Source organism: Mesorhizobium sp. LNHC252B00 (assembly GCF_000502955.1).
GTDB lineage: Bacteria > Pseudomonadota > Alphaproteobacteria > Rhizobiales > Rhizobiaceae > Mesorhizobium.
This window is the reverse complement of sequence record NZ_AYWO01000020.1, coordinates 1-18686: the sequence shown is the minus strand read 5'-3', so window position 1 is coordinate 18686 and position 18686 is coordinate 1. Positions and strand designations below refer to the sequence as shown.

Below are 18686 nucleotides of genomic sequence, written 5' to 3'. Positions count from 1 at the left end.
GTTCAGGCGCCTTCAACGATGACGAAATGGCCTGATGAGGCGGCAAGCCGAAACTTCGAGGCGTGCTGATACTCCGGCGAATGATAGCATTCGACCGCCTTGTCGTAGGACTCGAACTCGACCAGCACGTGACGGTTGCCGGTCGGTCCTTCGGGGCTCTCGTAACGACCGGCCCGCACTGGGAATTTCGCGCCGTATTTCGCGAAGGCGACGGCATTCGCCTCGATGTACTGCTTGTACACATCGGGATCGCGGACATCGATCATCGCCATCCAGTAGCCCTTCTTACTCATGGTGTTTCAGGGCCTCCAGCGTAGGAAATTCGTGATCAGTGCCAGGCCCAGCGCCTGGCTCTTTTCAGGATGGAACTGCGTACCGACGAGATTGTCACGGGCGACCGTGGCCGTCACCGGGCCGCCATAGTCGGCGACCGCCAGGACCTCGTCCGCTTGGCGCGCATCAAGATGGTAGGAATGGACGAAATAGGCATGCAGCCCGTCCGGCCCGGTCGGAATGCCGGCAAACAGCGGATGCCGGCGTTTGAGGTCGATCGTGTTCCAGCCGATCTGCGGGATCTTCAATGCCGGATCGGCCGGCCTGATCTCCTTGACGTCGCCTGATATCCAGCCGAAGCCGTTGGTGACAATCTTTTCCAAGCCGCGCTGCGACATCAGCTGCATGCCGACGCAGATGCCCAGGAAAGGCCGGCCCTTGGCAATCGCGACCTCCTCGACCGCCTCCCACATGCCTTCGACGGCATGCAAGCCAGCCGCGCAGTCGGCATAAGCGCCGACGCCGGGCAGGACGATGCGATCGGCCGCGCGCACCCTCTCCGCATCGGCGGTCAGGTCGATGTCCGCGGATATGGCGGCTTCACGCGCGGCGCGCTCGAAAGCCTTGGTGGCAGAGCGCAGATTGCCCGAGCCGTAATCGATGATGGCAACGCGCATGTCAGCGTCTTCCCGGAATATGGGTCAGCCCCAGCGCGATGCCCGGCTGCGATGGCCGCGCCAGGGCAGCGTCCGGGACCATGCGCGGTCCCGGTGCGGGCTGATCGGAAAGCGCTTCCGCCTCGAGCGCATAGCGCGTGTCGGCGTCATCGAGCCATCCGGCCTCGACCACGCCCCATTCGTGCCAGCCGCGCCGGCGAAGTGCCGATATGCGCAGCCCCTGCCCTTCCAGTCCGACATACAGCGAAACCAGCAGCGACAGCAGCGATGCGGCCGGGCCAAGGCCGAGCTTTTGGCCAAGCATAGAAAGCAGGCCCATGACCACGAAGGCAAGGGCTGCCTCGATCCACAGCCGATGCCAGGCGAACCAGAGTGGCGGCACCAGAAAACCCAGCCAGGTGAAGCCGTCGCGGACAAAGGCCGTTGTATCGGCCCTCTCGCTGCGGCCGGGCGGTTCCATGACGACATAGGCGGTCATGACGCTATCCCTTCAAAGATCCCTTGGTGGAGGGTACCGCGTCCGGCTGGCGCGGGTCGCGTTCAAGTGCCGTGCGCAGCGCACGCGCCACCGCCTTGAAGCAGGTCTCGGCGATGTGGTGGTTGTTGGCGCCGTAATGATTGGTGACATGCAGCGTGATGCCGGCATTCTGCGCCAGCGCCTGGAAGAACTCGCGCACCAGTTCGGTGTCGAACGTGCCGATCTTAGGCGACGAGAAGGAAACGTTCCAGACCAGGAAGGGACGGCCGGACACGTCGATCGCCGCACGCGTCAGCGTCTCGTCCATGGCAAGGTCGATCGAGGCATAGCGCATGATGCCGCGCCGTTCGCCGAGTGCCTTGGCCAGCGCCTGGCCGAGCGCGATGCCGGTATCCTCGACCGTGTGGTGGTCGTCGATGTGCAGGTCGCCCTTGGCCTTGACCGTCATGTCGATCAGCGAGTGGCGGGAAAGCTGGTCCAGCATATGGTCGAAGAAGCCGACGCCCGTCGAAATGTCTGATTTGCCCGAACCGTCGACATGGACCGATACCGCGATATCGGTTTCCTTGGTCTTGCGGCTGGCTTCGGCGGAACGGGGCGACATGACCTTGTCCTTGTCCCAGGGTTTTCATGCGTTCCAAGCCTTCACCGGCTTGAAAACGAGAGCCTTCTAGCAGCATGATCCGGCGATTGCCAGTTGCCATCCCGGTCGGGTATCGAGCGGTTTGCAATCACCGGGCCCATGCATACATATGGCCGATCAAGTCACTCGTACGCGCCAATCGCCTATTGGGATAGCGCTGCTCGGAGCCAGGAAATGTCGAATGAACTGACCATGCACGCCACGACCATCGTGACGGTGCGCAAGGGCAACAAGGTGGTGATCGCCGGCGATGGCCAGGTCAGCCTTGGCCAGACCATCATGAAGGGCAACGCCAAAAAGGTGCGCCGCATCGGCAAGAGCGGCAATGTGATCGCCGGTTTCGCCGGCGCCACGGCGGACGCCTTCACCCTTCTGGAGCGGCTTGAAGCCAAGCTCGAACAATATCCCGACCAGCTGACGCGCGCCTGCGTCGAACTCGCCAAGGACTGGCGCACCGACCGCTATCTGCGCCGGCTGGAAGCGATGATGCTGGTTGCCGACAAGTCGGTCTCGCTGGCGCTGACCGGCACCGGCGACGTGCTCGAGCCCGAACATGGCGTCATGGCCATCGGTTCTGGCGGCAATTTCGCGCTGGCCGCGGCGCGCGCCCTGATGGACAGCGACAAGGACGCCGAGGAGATCGCCCGCAAGGCGATGCAGATCGCATCCGATATCTGCGTCTACACCAACAACAATTTCGTCATCGAAACGCTCGATGCCGGCTGACCCGGCCGCCGACCATGATCCCGAAAAGTGGAGACCGGTTTTCGGGAAAGATCATGGTTGAACAAGAAGATAGATATGATTTTCGGCCGGTGACCGAGAAAGACCTGCCGATGATCGCCGGCTGGCTCGCCGAGCCGCATGTGGCAGAGTGGTGGGACGATCCCGAAACGGAAATCGCCGAGATTCGCGATCATATCGACTCGATTTCCGTCGAGCCGCTGATCGTCGAACTCCACGGCAAGCCGATCGCCTATCTGCAGAGCTACGACCCGCATCTGGAAGACGACCACCCCTATGCCGACCAGCCTTACGGAACGCTCGGCATCGACCTGTCGATCGGCCGGCCGGAGCTGCTCGGGCTCGGCCATGGCTCGGCAATCGTGCGCCAGTTCGTCGAACAGCTGTTCGAGGAAGGCGTGCCGCGCGTCATCATAGACCCGGATCCCGCCAACGGGCGGGCTATCCGCGCTTATGAAAAGGCTGGCTTTGTTGCCTTTGACACCAGAATATCGGAATACGGGCCAGCATTGATGATGGCGCGCGACGCGCCACAGGAGCCCGATTGATCCGCGCGGAAACACTCGACAAGGCGATCGCCGCGGGTCTGATTTCGCAGACGCTGCGGGATCAACTTGAGGCCATGGAGCGCGCGGGCGCGGCTGGGGCCCAGCGCGCCGATGATGAGGGTGACGAGGAAAACCTGCGACTGGTCGGCGGCGGCAATGATCTCTTCATCACCGTGGGGACTGTTCTGCTCAACGCCGGTATTTTCTTCGTCCTCATCACCATGCTTCCTGGTCAGACGTTCTGGATTGCCGGCATTCTTGCGGTTTTCGCCTGGGCACTCGCCGAAATTGTCACGCGCCAGCACCGGATGAAATTGTCTTCTTCCGTGCTTGCCCTGATCTTCATGGTCGCCATCCTGGTCGCGCTGGCGCTGGGGGTTAGGGCCAGCTTTGACATCCGCATGCCGGAGACCATCTGGCAGCTATTGGCGTTGCGCCAAACGGCTTCCCGGGCCGGATATCTGTTTCTCGGCGGGGGAATAGCGGCGGCGGTGATCTATTTCTGGCGCTTTCGCGTCCCCGTCCTTGCCGGGGTCATCGCCATCGCCTTCACCCTACTTGCTTTCCTGCAAACGGCGATAGTCCTGTACGACGGCGTGACGACAGGCGCGGTTGCGCCGCCAAGCCTCGAGGATGTTCCCGAATTGCTCCGCGCGGCACTCTACATGCCGCTGATCTGCGGCCTGATCGTATTCTCGACGGCCGTGGCTTTCGACATCCACGACCGAGATCGACGCAAAATCTGGTCCGATTGTGCGTTCTGGCTGCATGTCGTATCGGCGCCCATGCTGGTGCATCCGCTCTTTATCATGGCAACTGGCCAGAACGTCGCATTCGGACATATCGCGCCCGATGCCAATGCGACCATCATGCTGACGATCCTGATCCTTGGCTTCGTTTATGTTGCGCTCGCCATAGACCGCCGTTCGCTGTTGGTTCCCACATTGGCCTATTTCGGCTCGCTGGGCATCTACTATCTGGTCAACTCCGCCTCCCATTCGACTGGCATTCCGCCTTTTGCCTTGATCTTGGTCGTTGTCGGCGCGTTGATCGTCCTTTTCGGGGCGGGCTGGCAGCGTATCCGGCGAATTGTCGTCAAGCCTACTTTGCCGGCGGCCGTAATCCGCTGGCTGCCGCCGCTGAAGGCGTAGCGGGCTGTGATGACCGAAGAGCACGATGGGCATGAGGGGGAATGACGGCATGAAAGCATCCGGCGAGGACAAAGACCTCTCGGCCTACGAAAACAGTTGGCGGATGGGGGTTCTCATCGTGCTTGGGCTGATCATCGTCCAGGCCGTCACGCTCTATTTGATGGGACGGACACCGATCTGCACCTGCGGCTACGTCAAGCTCTGGCATGGAATCGTGCAGAGTTCGGAGAATTCCCAGCATATTTCCGACTGGTACACGCCATCGCATTTCATCCACGGCTTCCTGTTCTATGCCTTGGCGCGCTTCCTGTTTCCGCGCTCACCGATCGGCCTGAGGCTGGCATTCGCCGTTTTCATCGAAGGCGGCTGGGAACTGGTCGAGAACAGCCCGTTCATCATCGACCGCTACCGCGCCGGCACCATTTCTCTCGACTATTACGGCGACAGCATCATCAATTCGGTCTCGGACACACTGGCCATGGTGCTGGGATTTGTGATGGCACGAACGCTACCTATATGGGTGATCGTCAGCCTCGCCGTCATCTTCGAACTGGGTACCGGCTATCTGATCCGGGACAATCTGACACTCAACGTGATCATGCTGCTGCATCCGTTAGAGGCCATCAAGCAGTGGCAAAGTGGAATTTAGTCATATGAGCACATTTTCTCCCCGCGAAATCGTTTCGGAACTCGACCGCTTCATCATCGGCCAGAAGGACGCCAAGCGCGCCGTGGCCATCGCCCTGCGCAACCGCTGGCGCCGCCAGCAGCTGGAAGGCCAGATGCGCGAAGAGGTGATGCCGAAGAACATCCTGATGATCGGGCCGACGGGCGTCGGCAAGACCGAGATCTCGCGCCGCCTGGCGCGGCTGGCCGGTGCGCCTTTCGTCAAGGTCGAGGCGACCAAGTTCACCGAAGTCGGCTATGTCGGCCGTGACGTCGAGCAGATCATCCGAGACCTGGTCGAGATCGCCATCGGCCTGGTGCGCGAGAAGATGCGCGAGGACGTCAAGGCGCGCGCCCACATCAACGCCGAGGAACGGGTGCTGGAATCGCTTGTCGGCAAGACAGCGAGCCCGGCGACGCGTGATAGCTTTCGCAAGAAGCTGCGCGACGGTGAGCTCGATGACAAGGAGATCGAGATCGAAGTCGCCGACACCGGCACTGGCGGCATGCCCGGCTTCGAGATTCCCGGCATGCCGGGCGCCAATATCGGCGTGCTCAACATCAACGACATGCTGTCGAAGGCGATGGGCGGCAAGAAGACCAAGTCGCGCAAGACGACGGTCAAGGAATCCTACGCGCTGCTGGTCAACGATGAGTCCGACAAGCTGCTCGACCAGGATGAGGTGGTGCGCCGGGCGCTCGATGCGACCGAAAATGACGGCATCGTCTTCCTCGACGAGATCGACAAGATCGCGTCGCGTGAAGGCGGCATGGGCGCTGGAGTTTCTCGCGAAGGCGTGCAGCGCGACCTGCTGCCGCTGATCGAGGGCACGACGGTGGCGACCAAATACGGACCGTTGAAGACCGACCACATCCTGTTCATCGCCTCGGGTGCGTTCCATGTGTCGAAGCCGTCCGACCTGTTGCCGGAATTGCAGGGCCGCCTGCCGATCCGCGTCGAGCTGCGGGCGCTGGAGAAGGACGATTTCGTCCGCATCCTGACCGAGACCGAGGCCAGCCTGATCAAGCAGTATATCGCGCTGATGAAGACGGAAGGCGTCGACCTGACCTTCACCGACGACGCCATCGATTCGCTGGCCGGCATCGCCGTCGACCTCAACGCCAGCGTTGAGAACATCGGCGCAAGGCGGCTGCAGACGGTGATGGAGCGAGTGCTGGATGACATCTCCTATGACGCGCCGGACCGCAACGGCACGAGCGTCACAATCGACGCCGCCTATGTGGAAAAGCATGTCGGCGATCTGTCGCGAAACACAGATTTGTCGCGATTCATCCTTTAAACGACGGCGCCGGGGTCATTCCGGCGCCGGTCCGGACGACACGGTTCCGGCAAACAGTTTGGGGTGTGGCCAGATGGTACCATCTGGCCATCTTTCGTAGTGCTGGGCGAAGGGGTGCTCTCGACTCGATCAAGAGCTTTACCTAGTTTGCGCGGCATTCTCGATCTCTTGGTTGACGCAATTCCGGGCGGAAACCCGTTTCACACTTTTCCTGGAATTGCTTGGGCGGCGGCGCATGAAAAAACTGATCCTGCTCATTCTCGGCTTGACGCTGGCGGCGACGCTGTTCGCCACTGAAGCGGCGACATTGGTGCCGGCGGGAAACCGTAATGCCGTACAGCCGGACATTCCCGGCGCTTCAAGCCGGCGCACGCAGGCGACCAACACCACCTTCCAGGCGAAGTACCGCAAGGTCTACGCCCTGCTGCAGAACGACGCCGACCTGCGCGGCAAGATCAAGAAGGCAGCAGCCACCTACGGCATTGATCCGATGCACATCGTCGGCGCCATCGTCGGCGAGCACACCTACAATGTCGACGCTTACGACCGGCTGCAGACTTATTACGTCAAGGCGATCTCTTACCTGTCGAGCAAGCTGTCCTTCGCTTATGACGGCGAGGACGTCACTGATTTCGTGCAGCGGCCGGAATTCAAGAAATGCGCCGGCGTCTCGGACAGCTATGATCTGTGGGAATGCCGTGAGCAGGTGTGGAACCATTCGTTTCGCGGCAAGAGCGTCGGCGGGACAAGCTTTCCAGACGACCGCTTCGGCGCCACCTTCTTCCAGCCCTATTATGCCGGCCAGACCTTCGGCCTCGGCCAGCTCAATCCGCTGACCGCCTTGCAGATGAGCGATCTCGTGCACAGGGTTTCGGGCCTGCCGAAGCTCGACGTCGCCGACCCCAATTCGGTCTACAAGACCATCATGGATCCCGACCTGACGCTGCCTTACGTCGCCGCGACGATCAAAAAATCGATCGACGCCTACAAGAGCATTGCCGGCTTCGATATTTCGGGCAATCCGGGGCTGACCGCCACGCTCTACAATGTCGGCAATCCGGAGCAGCGCGCCTACGCGCTGAAGGCGGAGAACGACAGGCGCCGCGCCGCCGGCGAGCCGGAGAAGCTGCCGGAGGAGAACTATTACGGCTGGCTGGTCAACGACAAGCTGCCGGAGCTGAAGGCACTGTTTTAGGGCCTCGGCCCTCCATTCTTCGCAAGCTCAAGCCGCCAGCAACGACTTCAGCTTGACGGTTTGCGATCCCAGCGCTTCCGGCGTCGGCTTCGCCCGCTTGGCGATCAGCATTTCGGCCAGCCGGATGTCGCGGGCGACCGTGTTGCCGGGACCGATGCCGCTGGCCGCCACCAGCCTGCCATCCTCGGCCAGGTGGAAGAGGATGAAGGCGCCATCGCCGAGGTCGCGGCGCACAGTGCTGCGGCCCTCGTCCGAGAGGCCCGCGATCTGCAGGGACAGACCATATTGATCCGACCAGAACCACGGCACCGCTGCGTGCACCTCGCCGGCGCCCAGCATGTTCCTCGCCGCCAGCGCGCCCTGCTCCTGGGCGTTGCGCCAGGCTTCCAGCCGCACGCGGCGACCGCCATAGACCGCGAGCGGAAACGAGCAGCAATCGCCGGCGGCAAAGATATCGGGATCGCTGCTGCGCAGCTCGGCATCGACAGCGATGCCATTGTCGATCATCAGGCCGGCTTCGGCCGCAAGCCCGGTCACCGGCACGGCGCCTATGCCGATGACGGCGAGATCGGCTGATATGTCCTGTCCGCCGGCAAGCGCAATGCGCACCTCGTTGCCATCGTCGGCAATGGACACGATGCCGTCGCCGCACAGGATCTTCACGCCTTCGGCGACATGCGCATCATGAATGATCTGGGCGATCTCGGCCGGTACGCCGCGCATCAGTATGCGCGGCTGCGCCTCGATGACGGTGACCGACGCTCCGAGCTTGCGTGCCGCGGCGGCGAGTTCGAGGCCTATGAAGCCGCCGCCGATGATGGCGATACGATTGCCTGCCTTGAGATGCGCGCGAATGGCGAGCGCATCGACGAAGGTGCGGAGATAAACGCAGCGCCGACCCAGTCCCGCCATCGGCAGCTTGCGCGGCGTCGAACCGGTCGCCAGCAGGAGCTTGTCATAAGGCAGGACCGAACCGTCCGACAGGCGCACCATATGCGCCGCGCGATCGATCGCCACGGCCTGAACGGAATGGATATGCCGGATCGATTTCTCGGCCAGAATTGCGTCGCTGGCGATCGCCTTGATCTCGGGCGCGTCGCTGGCCATCGCGTCCTTCGACAGCGGCGGGCGTTCGTAGGGCAGATGCGGCTCGTCGCCGACCAGCGTCACAGGCCCCTCATAACCGAGATCGCGCAGTGCCAAAGCTGCTCGCCCACCGCATTCGCCGGCGCCGACAATGACCATTCCCCGCGCCATATCGGTCATCCGACCTGGATCAGGACTTTGCCGGCATCGACCTTGACCGGATAGGTTTTCAGGTTGACGCAGACCGGCGCGCCGCGGGCGTCACCCGTCTTGTAATTGAAGCGGCCATTGTGCTTGGGGCATTCGATGATGTCGTCCATCACCAGCCCGTCGGCCAAATGTGCCTTCTCATGCGTGCAATAGCCGTCGGTGGCGAAGTACTCGTCATCCGGGCTGCGATAGATGGCGAAGGTGCGTCCGCCATGATCGAAGCGCATCACATCCTCCTCGTCGATGTCGCCGGTGTCACAGGCCTCGACCCAGTCGCTCATAGATTCCTCCTCAACAATCGGGGCTCGCCTGGAAATCCGGATGACCGAACGATCATTCCGCCGCGACCGCGACGGCATCGTTGTGGAATTCCTCGCGGTATGGCCTGGCGGTCGGCGGCAGCTCGCGCTTGAGGAAATAGTCCTCGTTGCGCAATTGGCGCAGGAAGACCGGGATCATCTCGTGGTAGCCGGCCAGGATCGACGGTGTCGGCGCCGGCAGATCGTGCTTGATCAGTTCGTGCAGCTTCGGCAGCGCATGATAGGGCACCATCGGGAACATGTGATGCTCGACATGGTAGTTCATGTTCCAGTAGATGAAGCGGCTGATCGGGTTCATGTAGACGGTGCGGCTGTTGAGCCGGTGGTCGGTGACATTGTCGGCCAGGCCGCCATGCTGCAGAAGGCCGACCATAACGTGATGCCAGGCCCCATAGAGCCTGGGCAGGCCGATCAGCATCAGCGGCAGAAACGAGCCGGTGTAGAACGCCAACACAGTGGTCGCGGCATAGGTCGACGTCCAGATGCGGGCGACGCGGATCGCCCTTGGCTGCTCCTGCTCGGGAATGAAGGTCTTTTCCGCGGCGCTGATGTTGCCGGCGGCGTTGCGCAGCATGTCGCTCATCGCATGCCAGGCGTCGAGCACACCGACGAACCCCAGGACGACGCGGACCAGGTCCGGCGGTCGCATGACCGAGATTTCCGGGTCGCGGCCGACGATGATGGTGTCGGTATGATGGCGCGTGTGGCTCCAGCGCCAGGTCACCGGATTGCGCATGATCATGAAGCAGGCGATCTGGTAGACCGCATCATTCATCCACTGCGTCCGGAACGCGGTGCCATGGCCGCACTCGTGCCAGCGTGAATCCGTCGAGGAGCCGTAGAGAACGCCGTAGACGAAGAAGAACGGCACGCACCACCATGTGCCCCAGAACCAGGCACCGCCGGCGCCGCTGACGATCAGGGCAGCGAGCCAGATGATGGTATCGCGGATCGCCGGCCCGTCGGAGCGCTGCATCAGCTCCTTTATCTGCTTGCGCGGAATCTCGGTGTGATACCATTCGGCCGCCGACAGCCCGGTCTCGACGGCGAGCTTGGCGTCGCGGCCGATCAGGCTGTAGTCACGCCGGGACGGCGCAGCATGCATGGTTGCCTCCCTCGGCGAGGCACTCGTCGGAACGAACGCCCGAAATCCATTTGGCTTCGAGCCTGAAAAATAGTGCCAGATCATGATAGACTCAACATCATAAAGATAGTTTCTATCATTTCCCATCAGAATGGTGTAGGAAGCCTCAGGCGATCCAATGAGGCAAGCATGGCGAAACGGCCCACCATCACCGATCTGGCGCGCGTCTCGGGCGTCAGTGTCGCCACCGTCGACCGCGTGCTGAACAACCGGCTGCCGGTGCGCGAGGAGACCGCGCGCCGCGTCTACGAGGCCGCTACCGATATCGGCTATCACGCCGCCGGACTTATCAAGCAGCGCATGCGCCAGGAATTGCCGGAATACCGGCTGGGCTTCCTGCTGCTACGGGGCAATGATGCCTTCTACGGTGACTTCGCGCGGGAACTCGAACTGGCCATCTCGCAATCGCAGCGCTTCCGTGGCGTTGCGACCATCGACTTCGCCAGTTCCCTGGCTCCCGACGAGATCGCATCCCAGATGCGCAGGCTGGCGGCAAAATCGCGGGCTATCGCCGTTGTCGGCCCGGACCATCCGACCCTGACAGCGGTCGTGGAAACCTTGAAGGCGAGAGGCCAGCCGGTCTTTTCGGTGCTGTCCGACTTTGCCGCCGGCATCCGGGAGGGCTATATCGGCCTCGACAACCGCAAGGTCGGGCGCACCGCCGCATGGATGATCTCCAAGGCAGCGAAGGAACCCGGCAAGGTCGCCCTCTTCGTCGGCAGCCACCGCTTCCACGGCCACGAGCTGCGCGAGATCGGCTTTCGCTCCTTCTTCCGCGAGCATGCGCCGGACTTCAGCGTGCTTGAAACGCTGGTCAATCTGGAAGCCAACCAGGTGACCCATGATGCGATGATCGATCTTCTGGCGTGTTATCCGGATCTTGTCGGCTGCTACGTCGCCGGCGGGGGCATGGAAGGTGCGGTGTCGGCGCTGCGCGCAGCAAAGCCCGCGAACATGCCGGTGGTCGTTTGCAACGAGATCAACGCCGAATCGCGCGCGGCACTCGCCGACAACATCCTCACCATGGTGATCTCGACGCCGCTCGCCGCTCTATGTCGTGAGCTTGTCGACCTGATGGCGCATGCCATCGAAACCGGCGCCGCCAACGCTCCAGGCCAGACCTTCCTGCCCTTTGACATCTATCTGCCGGAAAACATCTAGCTGCCGCCGCGCGAGCCGCCGAGGCAAATGATAGAATCCATCAGGGCGATGCGCAAATAGGCCCGCAGGCCGCTGAATTGCCCTTGACGCCCCGATGTGAAATGGAATAAATATTTCATCAGCTACGTATTTTGGTCCTTTCGTTCCGGACATCTGTTTCAAAACTGGGAGCCTGGCGTTCCCCTAGGAAAACGCCATCCGGAACAGAAAAGGCCGTGGGAGAGATTCCCCGGGGAGATCGGGGATTCCGGATAAATCGGTGAAACCGGACACCAATATGTGGAGGAGAAACACAATGAAGAAACTGCTTTTGGGCGTCGCCTTCGCGGCGCTGATGAGTTCATCTGCCATGGCCGCCAAGGTCGGCGTGTCGATGGCCAAGTTCGACGACAACTTCCTGACCGTGCTGCGCAACGGCATGATCGCTCAGGCCAAGGGCATGAGCGGCGTCGAGCTGCAGGTCGAAGACGCGCAGAACGACGTTGCCAAGCAGCTCGACCAGATCAAGAACTTCGCCGCCTCGGGCGTCGACGCCATCATAGTCAACCCGGTCGACACCTCGGCCACGCAGGCGATGTCGGACGCTGCCGCCGCAGCCAAGATCCCGCTGGTCTACGTCAACCGCGAGCCGGTCAATGTCGACACGCTGCCCGACAACCAGGCCTTCGTCGCCTCGAACGAGGCGGATTCCGGCACGCTCGAGACCAAGGAAGTCTGCCGCTTGTTCAAGGAAGCCGGCAAGAAGGAAGCCAATGTCTATGTGATCATGGGCGAGCTCTCCAACCAGGCCGCCGTGCAGCGCACCAAGGATATCGAAGAGGTGATCGCGACGCCGGATTGCAATTTCATCAAGATCATCGACAAGCAGACGTCGAACTGGAACCGCGACGAGGCGCAGAACCTGATGACCAACTGGCTGTCGACCGGCAAGCCATTCGACGGCGTCATCGCCAACAATGACGAAAGCGCGATCGGCGCCATCCAGGCGATGAAAGCCGCCAACATCGACATGAAGTCGGTCGTCGTCGGCGGCGTCGACGCCACCCAGGACGCGCTTGCCGCCATGCAGGCGGGAGACCTCGACGCAACCGTGTTCCAGGACGCGGCCGGCCAGGGCGCCGGTGCGCTGGATGCGGCGCTCAAGCTCTCCAAGGGCGAAAAGGTCGAACACAAGGTCTACGTCCCCTTCCAACTGGTGACGCCGGCGAACATCGACAAGTTCCTGAAGAAGAACTGAGCAGCGGACATGCGGAGCGGCGCTCTCACTGCGCCGCTCCTCTTCCCCTCAGCGCCGGCAAGGCAGCAAGGGGAGAACTGCGGCTGACGGAGGAAAGAACGATGGCACAGACATCTCATGGCGTCGGCGGCCTCACCTATGATGCGAAGAAGCGCGCATGGCCTGCCGAACTCAACGTTTTCCTGGCGCTCGTCATTCTTGTTGTCGTCTTCGAATTGATCGGCCGGCTCTTTCTTGGCGACAGCTTCCTGTTCAACACCCGCAGCGACGTCAGCGCGATCTTCAATGAAGCCCGGCTGCAGATCATCATCCTGCAGGTGTCGATCGTCGGCATCATCGCCATCGGCGTGACGCAGGTGATCATCACCGGCGGCATCGACCTGTCCTCGGGTTCGATCGTCGGCGCGACGGCAATGATTGCCATGAGTTTTGCCCAGGTGGCGACCGTCAACGGCAATCCCAACCCCAAGGCGATGTTCCTCGCGCAGGGCTGGACCGACCTGCCGGTGATCGTGCCGGTGCTGGTCGCTATCGGCTGCGGCCTGTTTGCCGGCCTGATCAACGGTGCCTTGATCGCCTACACGCGCATTCCGCCGTTCATCGCCACGCTCGGCATGATGGTGACCGCGCGCGGCATCGCCAAATGGTGGTCCAAGGGCCAGCCGATCTCGTTTCCCACCGAGAGTTTCGCGGCGATCGGCAAAGGCCTGATGCCGGTCATCATCTTCCTGTCTCTGGCGGTGCTGTTCCAGCTGATCATGAGCTACACAAGGTACGGCAAGCATTGTTACGCGATCGGCTCCAATGAGGATGCCGCGCGCATGTCCGGCATCAAGATCGCCAACCACAAGATCCTTGTCTACGTCATCGCCGGCGTGCTCGCCGCGCTCGCCGCCGTGGTGCTGAGCTCCAAGAACCTCACCGCACAGTCGGGCATGGGAGTGATGTACGAACTCGACGCCATCGCCATGGCGGTCATCGGCGGCGTCTCGCTGTCAGGCGGCCGTGGCTCGATCATTGGCACGGTGATAGGCTCGCTGATCTTCGGCGTCATCATCTCCGGCTTTACCTTCCTGCGCCTCGACGCCTACTACCAGGAGATGGTCAAGGGCGTGATCATCGTCGGTGCTGTCGTTCTCGACCAGTGGCGCCAACGCCTGCGGGCAATGAGGGCTTGACCATGTCAGACATCGTCCTGAAGACCGAAAACCTGACCAAGCGCTATGGCGGCGTGCATGCGCTGGAAGGCGCGAACTTCGAGCTGCGCAAAGGCGAGCATGTCGCCATCATGGGCGACAACGGCGCCGGCAAATCGACCTTCGTGCGCCAGATCACCGGTGTCGAGCAACGCACCAGCGGCCAGATCTGGTTCGATGGCAAGGAAGTGAATTTCACCGGGCCGATCGAGGCGCGCGAGGCGGGCATCGAGACCGTGTTTCAGAACCTGGCGCTGGCCGACGACCTCGATGTGCCGTCGAACCTGTTCCTCGGCCGCGAAAAGGTGCTGTTCAATCTCGGCCCGTTCTCGATTCTCGACCGCAAATACATGCGCAAGGCGACCGAGGCCGCACTTGTCCGCACGGCGGTGAAGATCCCCAATTTGTCAAACACCATCCGCCATATGTCGGGCGGCCAGCGCCAATGCGTGGCGATCGCCCGGACCGCGACCTTCGCGTCAAAACTGATCATCATGGACGAACCGACGGCCGCACTTGGCGTGCAGGAGACAGCACAGGTCGAAAACATCGTCCGCACGCTGAAGGACAATGGCGAGCCGCTGATCCTGATCAGCCACAACATGCGCCAGGTGTTCGATCTTTGCGACCGCATCGTCGTGTTCCGGCGCGGCCGAATCGTCGCCAATTTGCGCAAGGAGAACACCGACGGAAACGATATCGTCTCCTACATTACCGGCGCCAAGACCGGGGAGGCAGAGCTCGCGGCCTAAACAGGATGATCACCCGGTTTAGCAACAATCTGGCGCGTTGAGCAATTCCGGGAAAAGTGTGAAACGGTTTTCCGGTCGGAATTGCGCCAAAAAAATACGCCTGCCACCTTTCCCTGACAGGAAGGTGGAGACACCACTCTCTCGAACCCATCCCTAGAGGAAATTTCCATGATTCTCCGCTTCGCCCTCCTCGGTGCCGGCCGCATCGGCAAGGTCCACGCCCGCGCCGTCGGCTCCAATCCGCAGGCCACACTGGTTGCCGTCGCCGACGCGTTCGAGAAGGCGGCGACCGAGTTGGCGAGCGCCTATGGCGCCGAAGTGCGCACAATCGACGCCATCGAGAAATCCAAGGACATCGACGCCGTCGTCATCTGCACGCCGACCGACACCCATGCCGACCTGATCGAGCGTTTCGCCAAGGCCGGCAAGGCGATCTTCTGCGAGAAGCCGATCGATTTGAACGCCGAGCGGGTCGAGAAATGCCTGGCGGTGGTCGACAAGACAAAGGCGACGCTGATGGTCGGCTTCAACAGGCGCTTCGATCCGCATTTCGCCGCCGTGCGCAAGGCGATCGACGACGGCGCGATCGGCACCGTCGAGATGGTCACCATCACCTCGCGCGATCCGGGTGCGCCGCCGATCGATTACATCAAGCGCTCGGGTGGCATTTTTCGCGACATGACCATCCATGATTTCGACATGGCGCGCTTCCTGCTCGGCGAGGAGCCGGTGGCTGTCAGCGCGCATGCCTCGGTGCTGGTCGACAAGAAGATCGGTGAGGCCGGCGATTTCGACAGCGTCAGCGTCATCCTCGAAACCGCATCCGGCAAGCAGGCCGTCATCTCCAACTCGCGCCGCGCCACCTATGGCTACGACCAGCGCATCGAGGTGCACGGCTCGAAAGGCATGATCGCGGCCGAGAACCAGCGCCCGGTGTCGATCGAACTGGCCAACGAGAAGGGCTATACGCGCCCGCCGTTGCACGACTTCTTCATGACCCGCTATCTCGATGCCTATGCCAATGAGATCGCTGCCTTCATCGCTGCGGCGACGTCGGGCAAGAAGGCGGCGCCAAGCGGCGCGGATGGCCTCGTGGCACTGAAGCTGGCGGACGCGGCACTAAAGTCCGCGACATCGGGCAAGACCGTCCGCCTCGACAAGTAAGAACCGGATTTCGGACCCCAGACACAGGAGCATAGCGATGAGCGCATCAGCCGATCGCAATTCACAGACACGCGCCATCGTCACCGGTGGTGCGCAAGGCATCGGATTTGCCGTTGCCGAGGCGCTGGCAGACGAGGGCTGCCGGGCGCTGGCGCTCATCGGCCGCTCGCAGGAGAAGGGCGACAAGGCCGTTGCCCATTTCAGGAAATTGGGTGTCGACGCCATCTTCATCAGCGCCGACGTCTCCAAGGTCACCGACTGCAAGCGCGCGGTCGCCACCGCGATCTCGCATTTCGGCACCATCAACGCGCTGGTAAACGCCGCCGCCACATCGGCGCGCGGTTCGCTGGTCGAAACGAGCGAAGAGCTTTTCGACCAGATCTTCGACACCAATGTGCGCGGCCCGTTTTTCCTGATGCAGGGCCTGGTGGCGCATCTGCTCGATCGCAAGGCGCCTGGCTCGATCGTCAATGTGCTGTCCATGTCGGCGCATTGCGGGCAGTCTTTCCTGACGCCCTATTCCACGAGCAAGGGCGCGCTGATGACGCTGACCAAGAACGTCGCCAATTCGTATCGACGCAATCGCATCCGCTGCAACGCCGTGCTGCCCGGCTGGATGGACACCGAGGGTGAGGATATCGTCCAGAAGAAATGGCACGACGCGCCGGACGACTGGCTGGCAAAGGCCGAAGCCGCGCAGCCGATGGGCCAGTTGGTGAAGCCGGACCAGCTGGCTCGGCTGATCAGCTACATGGTGAGCCCGCAATCGGGCGTCATGACCGGATCGCTGGTCGACTACGACCAGGGTATTGCCGGGTCGGCGCCGGAATAGCGCCGGCGAGTCCAGCGGAAACGCCCGTCACCCGCGCCCTGTTGCCGACGCATCGCTATTCCATGTAGTCAGGATGGTCACGGAGGTCGAGATGCCATCTGCACCCAAAGAGGGTACCAACTGGACGGTCGCCGGAGCAAAGGCCCGGCTCTCGGAGGTTATCGAGCGCGCACAGTCCTCACCGCAGACGATCACCAGAAACGGCAAACCAAGCGTGGTTGTCGTCTCGGCCGAGGAATGGCATCGCAAGACCGCGCGCAAGGTCACGCTTGCTGAGTTCCTGCAGGGCTCGCCGCTGCGCGGCGCCGATCTTGACCTTGAGCGCCGGCGCGACGAACCCGCGTGATCTGCCGTTGTGAGGCTGCTGCTCGGTTGCCATCGGGGCACGTGACAAACACTTCGGCTTCGACTATATGAGTTTCATGATCAACCTGACCGCCACGTATTGGTACTTTAGGAGCTCGCTGGCGGCGGGAGGATTGCGCTCGATCTGAAGATTGCAGCAACAAGATCCGAACAGCCGCCATACCTGGCGGCTTTTTTGTTTCAGCCGGCAGGTTCCCCAAACAGGAGCAGAAAGCCGTGTTGACCACTACAGATGATCTTCGGGTCAAGGAAATCAGGGAATTGAGTACGCCGGACCAGGTGATGCGGGAAATACCGCGCACGCTGACGGCGACGCGCACCGTCAGCGCTTCACGTAATGCCATCCACGCTATCTTGAACGGCACCGACGATCGGCTGCTCGTCATCGTCGGCCCGTGTTCGATCCACGATCCGGTCGCTGCGGTAGACTATGCCAGCCGTCTGGCGGCGCTGCGCGAGAGCCTGTCGGACCGGCTTGAGATCGTGATGCGGGTCTATTTCGAGAAGCCGCGCACCACAATAGGCTGGAAAGGCCTGATCAACGATCCCGATCTCGACGGCAGCTTCAACATCGACAAGGGACTGCGGATGGCGCGCAACGTGCTGTCTGCCGTCAACAATCTCGGCCTGCCGGCTGCGACCGAATTCCTCGACATGACCACGCCGCAATACATTGCCGACCTCGTCGCCTGGGGTGCCATCGGCGCGCGCACGACCGAGAGCCAGATCCACCGCGAACTGGCATCGGGCCTGTCCTGCCCGGTCGGCTTCAAGAACGGCACCGACGGCAATCTGCGGATCGCTGCCGAGGCAGTGAAATCCGCCGCCCAGCCGCATCATTTCATGGCGGTGACCAAGGGCGGCCGCAGCGGCATCGCGACGACCACCGGCAACGAGGACTGCCACGTCATCCTGCGCGGCGGCGTTCAGCCGAATTATGACGCGGCGAGCGTCGAAGCCGCTAGCACGGAACTTACCCGCATCGGTGTCGCGCCCCGTTTGATGATCGATGTCAGCCACGCCAACTCAGCCAAGAAGCCCGAGAACCAGCCCAAGGTGGCGGCCGATGTCGCGGGCCAGGTCGCGGCGGGCGACGAGCGCATCATCGGCGTGATGATCGAGAGCAACCTCGTCGCCGGCCGGCAAGACATCGTGCCCGGCAAGCCGTTGGTGTATGGCCAGAGCATCACCGATGGCTGCATCGACTGGGCGACCACCGAGACGGTGCTGCACGGCCTTGCCGGCGCCGTCGAGTGGCGCCGCTCGGTGCGCCGCGCCATGATCGATAGCCGCCAGGGAGCCGCCTAAGCCACTATTGCCGGCCTTTGCCCGGCACGGACCCCCGCCCCTAACCCCTCCCCACAAGGGGGAGGGAGACTCCAGTCGGCGCTGACAACGGCAAACTGCCAACGTTCAGGCGCCAAAAGGATCGAATTGGAGTGCGCGGCAGTGTTCCCTCCCCCTTGTGGGCAGGGGAATCGCATATGAGTAAGAGTAAGTCTTGCGTTGAGTGGAAAGGTTGATTCTTTAGGGGCCTTCTCT

At 62.2% G+C, this 18686-nt stretch carries 21 protein-coding genes; 14 read left to right on the top strand and 7 right to left on the bottom strand.

What is annotated here, in order from left to right; genetic code table 11:
• Positions 1-2: 2 nt before the first annotated feature.
• Genes X744_RS148430 through hisB form a run of 4 tightly spaced genes read right to left on the bottom strand, consistent with a single transcriptional unit; the run spans position 3 to position 2032 of the window.
• Positions 3-293 (bottom strand): DUF1330 domain-containing protein, encoded by a 291-nt coding sequence (locus X744_RS148430; protein ID WP_023761123.1) that lies wholly within the window; start codon positions 291-293, stop codon positions 3-5.
• Between the two features lie 6 nt (positions 294-299).
• Positions 300-950, bottom strand: coding sequence for an imidazole glycerol phosphate synthase subunit HisH (gene hisH / locus X744_RS148435; protein WP_023761122.1), 651 nt, complete (start codon positions 948-950; stop codon positions 300-302).
• Position 951: 1 nt separating this feature from the next.
• Positions 952-1428 (bottom strand): DUF2628 domain-containing protein, encoded by a 477-nt coding sequence (locus tag X744_RS148440; RefSeq protein ID WP_023761121.1) that lies wholly within the window; start codon positions 1426-1428, stop codon positions 952-954.
• Between the two features lie 4 nt (positions 1429-1432).
• The gene (hisB, locus tag X744_RS148445; RefSeq protein ID WP_023761120.1) at positions 1433-2032 is read right to left on the bottom strand and encodes an imidazoleglycerol-phosphate dehydratase HisB; all 600 of its coding nucleotides are present in this window, start codon (positions 2030-2032) and stop codon (positions 1433-1435) included.
• A gap of 213 nt (positions 2033-2245) precedes the next feature.
• On the opposite strand from hisB, the gene hslV reads away from it, so the two are divergent.
• The 6 genes from hslV to X744_RS148475 all read left to right on the top strand — a co-directional run bounded on the left by hslV (position 2246) and on the right by X744_RS148475 (position 7676).
• The gene (hslV, locus tag X744_RS148450; RefSeq protein ID WP_023761119.1) at positions 2246-2797 is read left to right on the top strand and encodes an ATP-dependent protease subunit HslV; all 552 of its coding nucleotides are present in this window, start codon (positions 2246-2248) and stop codon (positions 2795-2797) included.
• A gap of 53 nt (positions 2798-2850) precedes the next feature.
• A complete protein-coding gene (locus X744_RS148455) occupies positions 2851-3363 on the top strand; it encodes a GNAT family N-acetyltransferase (protein ID WP_023761118.1) in 513 nt (170 codons plus the stop codon).
• The gene (locus X744_RS148460; RefSeq protein ID WP_023761117.1) at positions 3360-4514 is read left to right on the top strand and encodes a hypothetical protein; all 1155 of its coding nucleotides are present in this window, start codon (positions 3360-3362) and stop codon (positions 4512-4514) included. The genes X744_RS148455 and X744_RS148460 overlap by 4 nt, the downstream gene beginning before the upstream one ends.
• A 49-nt stretch (positions 4515-4563) precedes the next feature.
• Positions 4564-5163, top strand: coding sequence for a DUF2585 domain-containing protein (locus X744_RS148465; RefSeq protein ID WP_023761116.1), 600 nt, complete (start codon positions 4564-4566; stop codon positions 5161-5163).
• 4 nt (positions 5164-5167) lie between these two features.
• Entirely contained in the window at positions 5168-6481 is a 1314-nt protein-coding gene (gene hslU / locus X744_RS148470) for an ATP-dependent protease ATPase subunit HslU (protein WP_023761115.1), read from the top strand.
• Positions 6482-6716: 235 nt separating this feature from the next.
• Positions 6717-7676: a DUF1402 family protein gene (locus X744_RS148475; RefSeq protein WP_023761114.1), complete on the top strand. Its 960-nt coding sequence runs from the start codon at positions 6717-6719 to the stop codon at positions 7674-7676.
• Positions 7677-7703: 27 nt separating this feature from the next.
• Here X744_RS148475 and X744_RS148480 read toward each other — a convergent pair whose 3' ends face one another.
• From X744_RS148480 to X744_RS148490, 3 genes are read right to left on the bottom strand one after another with little or no spacing between them, the layout of a single operon-like run.
• Positions 7704-8942 carry an FAD-dependent oxidoreductase gene (locus X744_RS148480; protein ID WP_031260720.1) on the bottom strand — a complete coding sequence of 413 codons (1239 nt, stop codon included), beginning with the start codon at positions 8940-8942 and terminating at the stop codon, positions 7704-7706.
• The gene (locus X744_RS148485; protein WP_023761112.1) at positions 8939-9253 is read right to left on the bottom strand and encodes a MocE family 2Fe-2S type ferredoxin; all 315 of its coding nucleotides are present in this window, start codon (positions 9251-9253) and stop codon (positions 8939-8941) included. The genes X744_RS148480 and X744_RS148485 overlap by 4 nt, the downstream gene beginning before the upstream one ends.
• 52 nt (positions 9254-9305) lie before the next feature.
• Positions 9306-10397, bottom strand: coding sequence for a fatty acid desaturase family protein (locus tag X744_RS148490; RefSeq protein WP_023761111.1), 1092 nt, complete (start codon positions 10395-10397; stop codon positions 9306-9308).
• A gap of 168 nt (positions 10398-10565) precedes the next feature.
• On the opposite strand from X744_RS148490, the gene X744_RS148495 reads away from it, so the two are divergent.
• The 8 genes from X744_RS148495 (at position 10566) to X744_RS148525 (ending at position 18452) form a co-directional block, all read left to right on the top strand.
• Positions 10566-11597, top strand: coding sequence for a LacI family DNA-binding transcriptional regulator (locus X744_RS148495; protein WP_023761110.1), 1032 nt, complete (start codon positions 10566-10568; stop codon positions 11595-11597).
• A 295-nt stretch (positions 11598-11892) separates the two neighbouring features.
• Positions 11893-12834 carry a sugar ABC transporter substrate-binding protein gene (locus X744_RS148500; RefSeq protein ID WP_023761108.1) on the top strand — a complete coding sequence of 314 codons (942 nt, stop codon included), beginning with the start codon at positions 11893-11895 and terminating at the stop codon, positions 12832-12834.
• A 101-nt stretch (positions 12835-12935) separates the two neighbouring features.
• A complete protein-coding gene (locus tag X744_RS148505; RefSeq protein ID WP_023761107.1) occupies positions 12936-14012 on the top strand; it encodes an ABC transporter permease in 1077 nt (358 codons plus the stop codon).
• A 2-nt stretch (positions 14013-14014) separates the two neighbouring features.
• Positions 14015-14782 carry an ATP-binding cassette domain-containing protein gene (locus X744_RS148510; RefSeq protein ID WP_023761106.1) on the top strand — a complete coding sequence of 256 codons (768 nt, stop codon included), beginning with the start codon at positions 14015-14017 and terminating at the stop codon, positions 14780-14782.
• Between the two features lie 168 nt (positions 14783-14950).
• Positions 14951-15946, top strand: coding sequence for an inositol 2-dehydrogenase (gene iolG / locus X744_RS148515; RefSeq protein ID WP_023761105.1), 996 nt, complete (start codon positions 14951-14953; stop codon positions 15944-15946).
• 37 nt (positions 15947-15983) lie between these two features.
• Complete coding sequence (locus X744_RS148520) at positions 15984-16778, top strand: SDR family oxidoreductase (protein ID WP_023761104.1); 795 nt, start codon at positions 15984-15986, stop codon at positions 16776-16778.
• 91 nt (positions 16779-16869) lie between these two features.
• Entirely contained in the window at positions 16870-17124 is a 255-nt protein-coding gene (locus tag X744_RS0137725; protein ID WP_031260719.1) for a type II toxin-antitoxin system prevent-host-death family antitoxin, read from the top strand.
• A 236-nt stretch (positions 17125-17360) separates the two neighbouring features.
• Entirely contained in the window at positions 17361-18452 is a 1092-nt protein-coding gene (locus X744_RS148525; protein ID WP_023761103.1) for a 3-deoxy-7-phosphoheptulonate synthase, read from the top strand.
• The last annotated feature ends 234 nt before the right edge of the window (positions 18453-18686 follow it).

Bases quoted from the DNA above. Each gene is read 5' to 3' on its own strand.
- X744_RS148430 (WP_023761123.1), bottom strand. From the start codon at position 293: ATGAGTAAGAAGGGCTACTGGATGGCGATGATCGATGTCCGCGATCCC.
- hisH (WP_023761122.1), bottom strand. From the start codon at position 950: ATGCGCGTTGCCATCATCGATTACGGCTCGGGCAATCTGCGCTCTGCC.
- X744_RS148440 (WP_023761121.1), bottom strand. From the start codon at position 1,428: ATGACCGCCTATGTCGTCATGGAACCGCCCGGCCGCAGCGAGAGGGCC.
- hisB (WP_023761120.1), bottom strand. From the start codon at position 2,032: ATGTCGCCCCGTTCCGCCGAAGCCAGCCGCAAGACCAAGGAAACCGAT.
- hslV (WP_023761119.1), top strand. From the start codon at position 2,246: ATGTCGAATGAACTGACCATGCACGCCACGACCATCGTGACGGTGCGC.
- X744_RS148455 (WP_023761118.1), top strand. From the start codon at position 2,851: ATGGTTGAACAAGAAGATAGATATGATTTTCGGCCGGTGACCGAGAAA.
- X744_RS148465 (WP_023761116.1), top strand. From the start codon at position 4,564: ATGAAAGCATCCGGCGAGGACAAAGACCTCTCGGCCTACGAAAACAGT.
- hslU (WP_023761115.1), top strand. From the start codon at position 5,168: ATGAGCACATTTTCTCCCCGCGAAATCGTTTCGGAACTCGACCGCTTC.
- X744_RS148475 (WP_023761114.1), top strand. From the start codon at position 6,717: ATGAAAAAACTGATCCTGCTCATTCTCGGCTTGACGCTGGCGGCGACG.
- X744_RS148480 (WP_031260720.1), bottom strand. From the start codon at position 8,942: ATGACCGATATGGCGCGGGGAATGGTCATTGTCGGCGCCGGCGAATGC.
- X744_RS148485 (WP_023761112.1), bottom strand. From the start codon at position 9,253: ATGAGCGACTGGGTCGAGGCCTGTGACACCGGCGACATCGACGAGGAG.
- X744_RS148490 (WP_023761111.1), bottom strand. From the start codon at position 10,397: ATGCATGCTGCGCCGTCCCGGCGTGACTACAGCCTGATCGGCCGCGAC.
- X744_RS148495 (WP_023761110.1), top strand. From the start codon at position 10,566: ATGGCGAAACGGCCCACCATCACCGATCTGGCGCGCGTCTCGGGCGTC.
- X744_RS148500 (WP_023761108.1), top strand. From the start codon at position 11,893: ATGAAGAAACTGCTTTTGGGCGTCGCCTTCGCGGCGCTGATGAGTTCA.
- X744_RS148505 (WP_023761107.1), top strand. From the start codon at position 12,936: ATGGCACAGACATCTCATGGCGTCGGCGGCCTCACCTATGATGCGAAG.
- X744_RS148510 (WP_023761106.1), top strand. From the start codon at position 14,015: ATGTCAGACATCGTCCTGAAGACCGAAAACCTGACCAAGCGCTATGGC.
- iolG (WP_023761105.1), top strand. From the start codon at position 14,951: ATGATTCTCCGCTTCGCCCTCCTCGGTGCCGGCCGCATCGGCAAGGTC.
- X744_RS148520 (WP_023761104.1), top strand. From the start codon at position 15,984: ATGAGCGCATCAGCCGATCGCAATTCACAGACACGCGCCATCGTCACC.
- X744_RS0137725 (WP_031260719.1), top strand. From the start codon at position 16,870: ATGCCATCTGCACCCAAAGAGGGTACCAACTGGACGGTCGCCGGAGCA.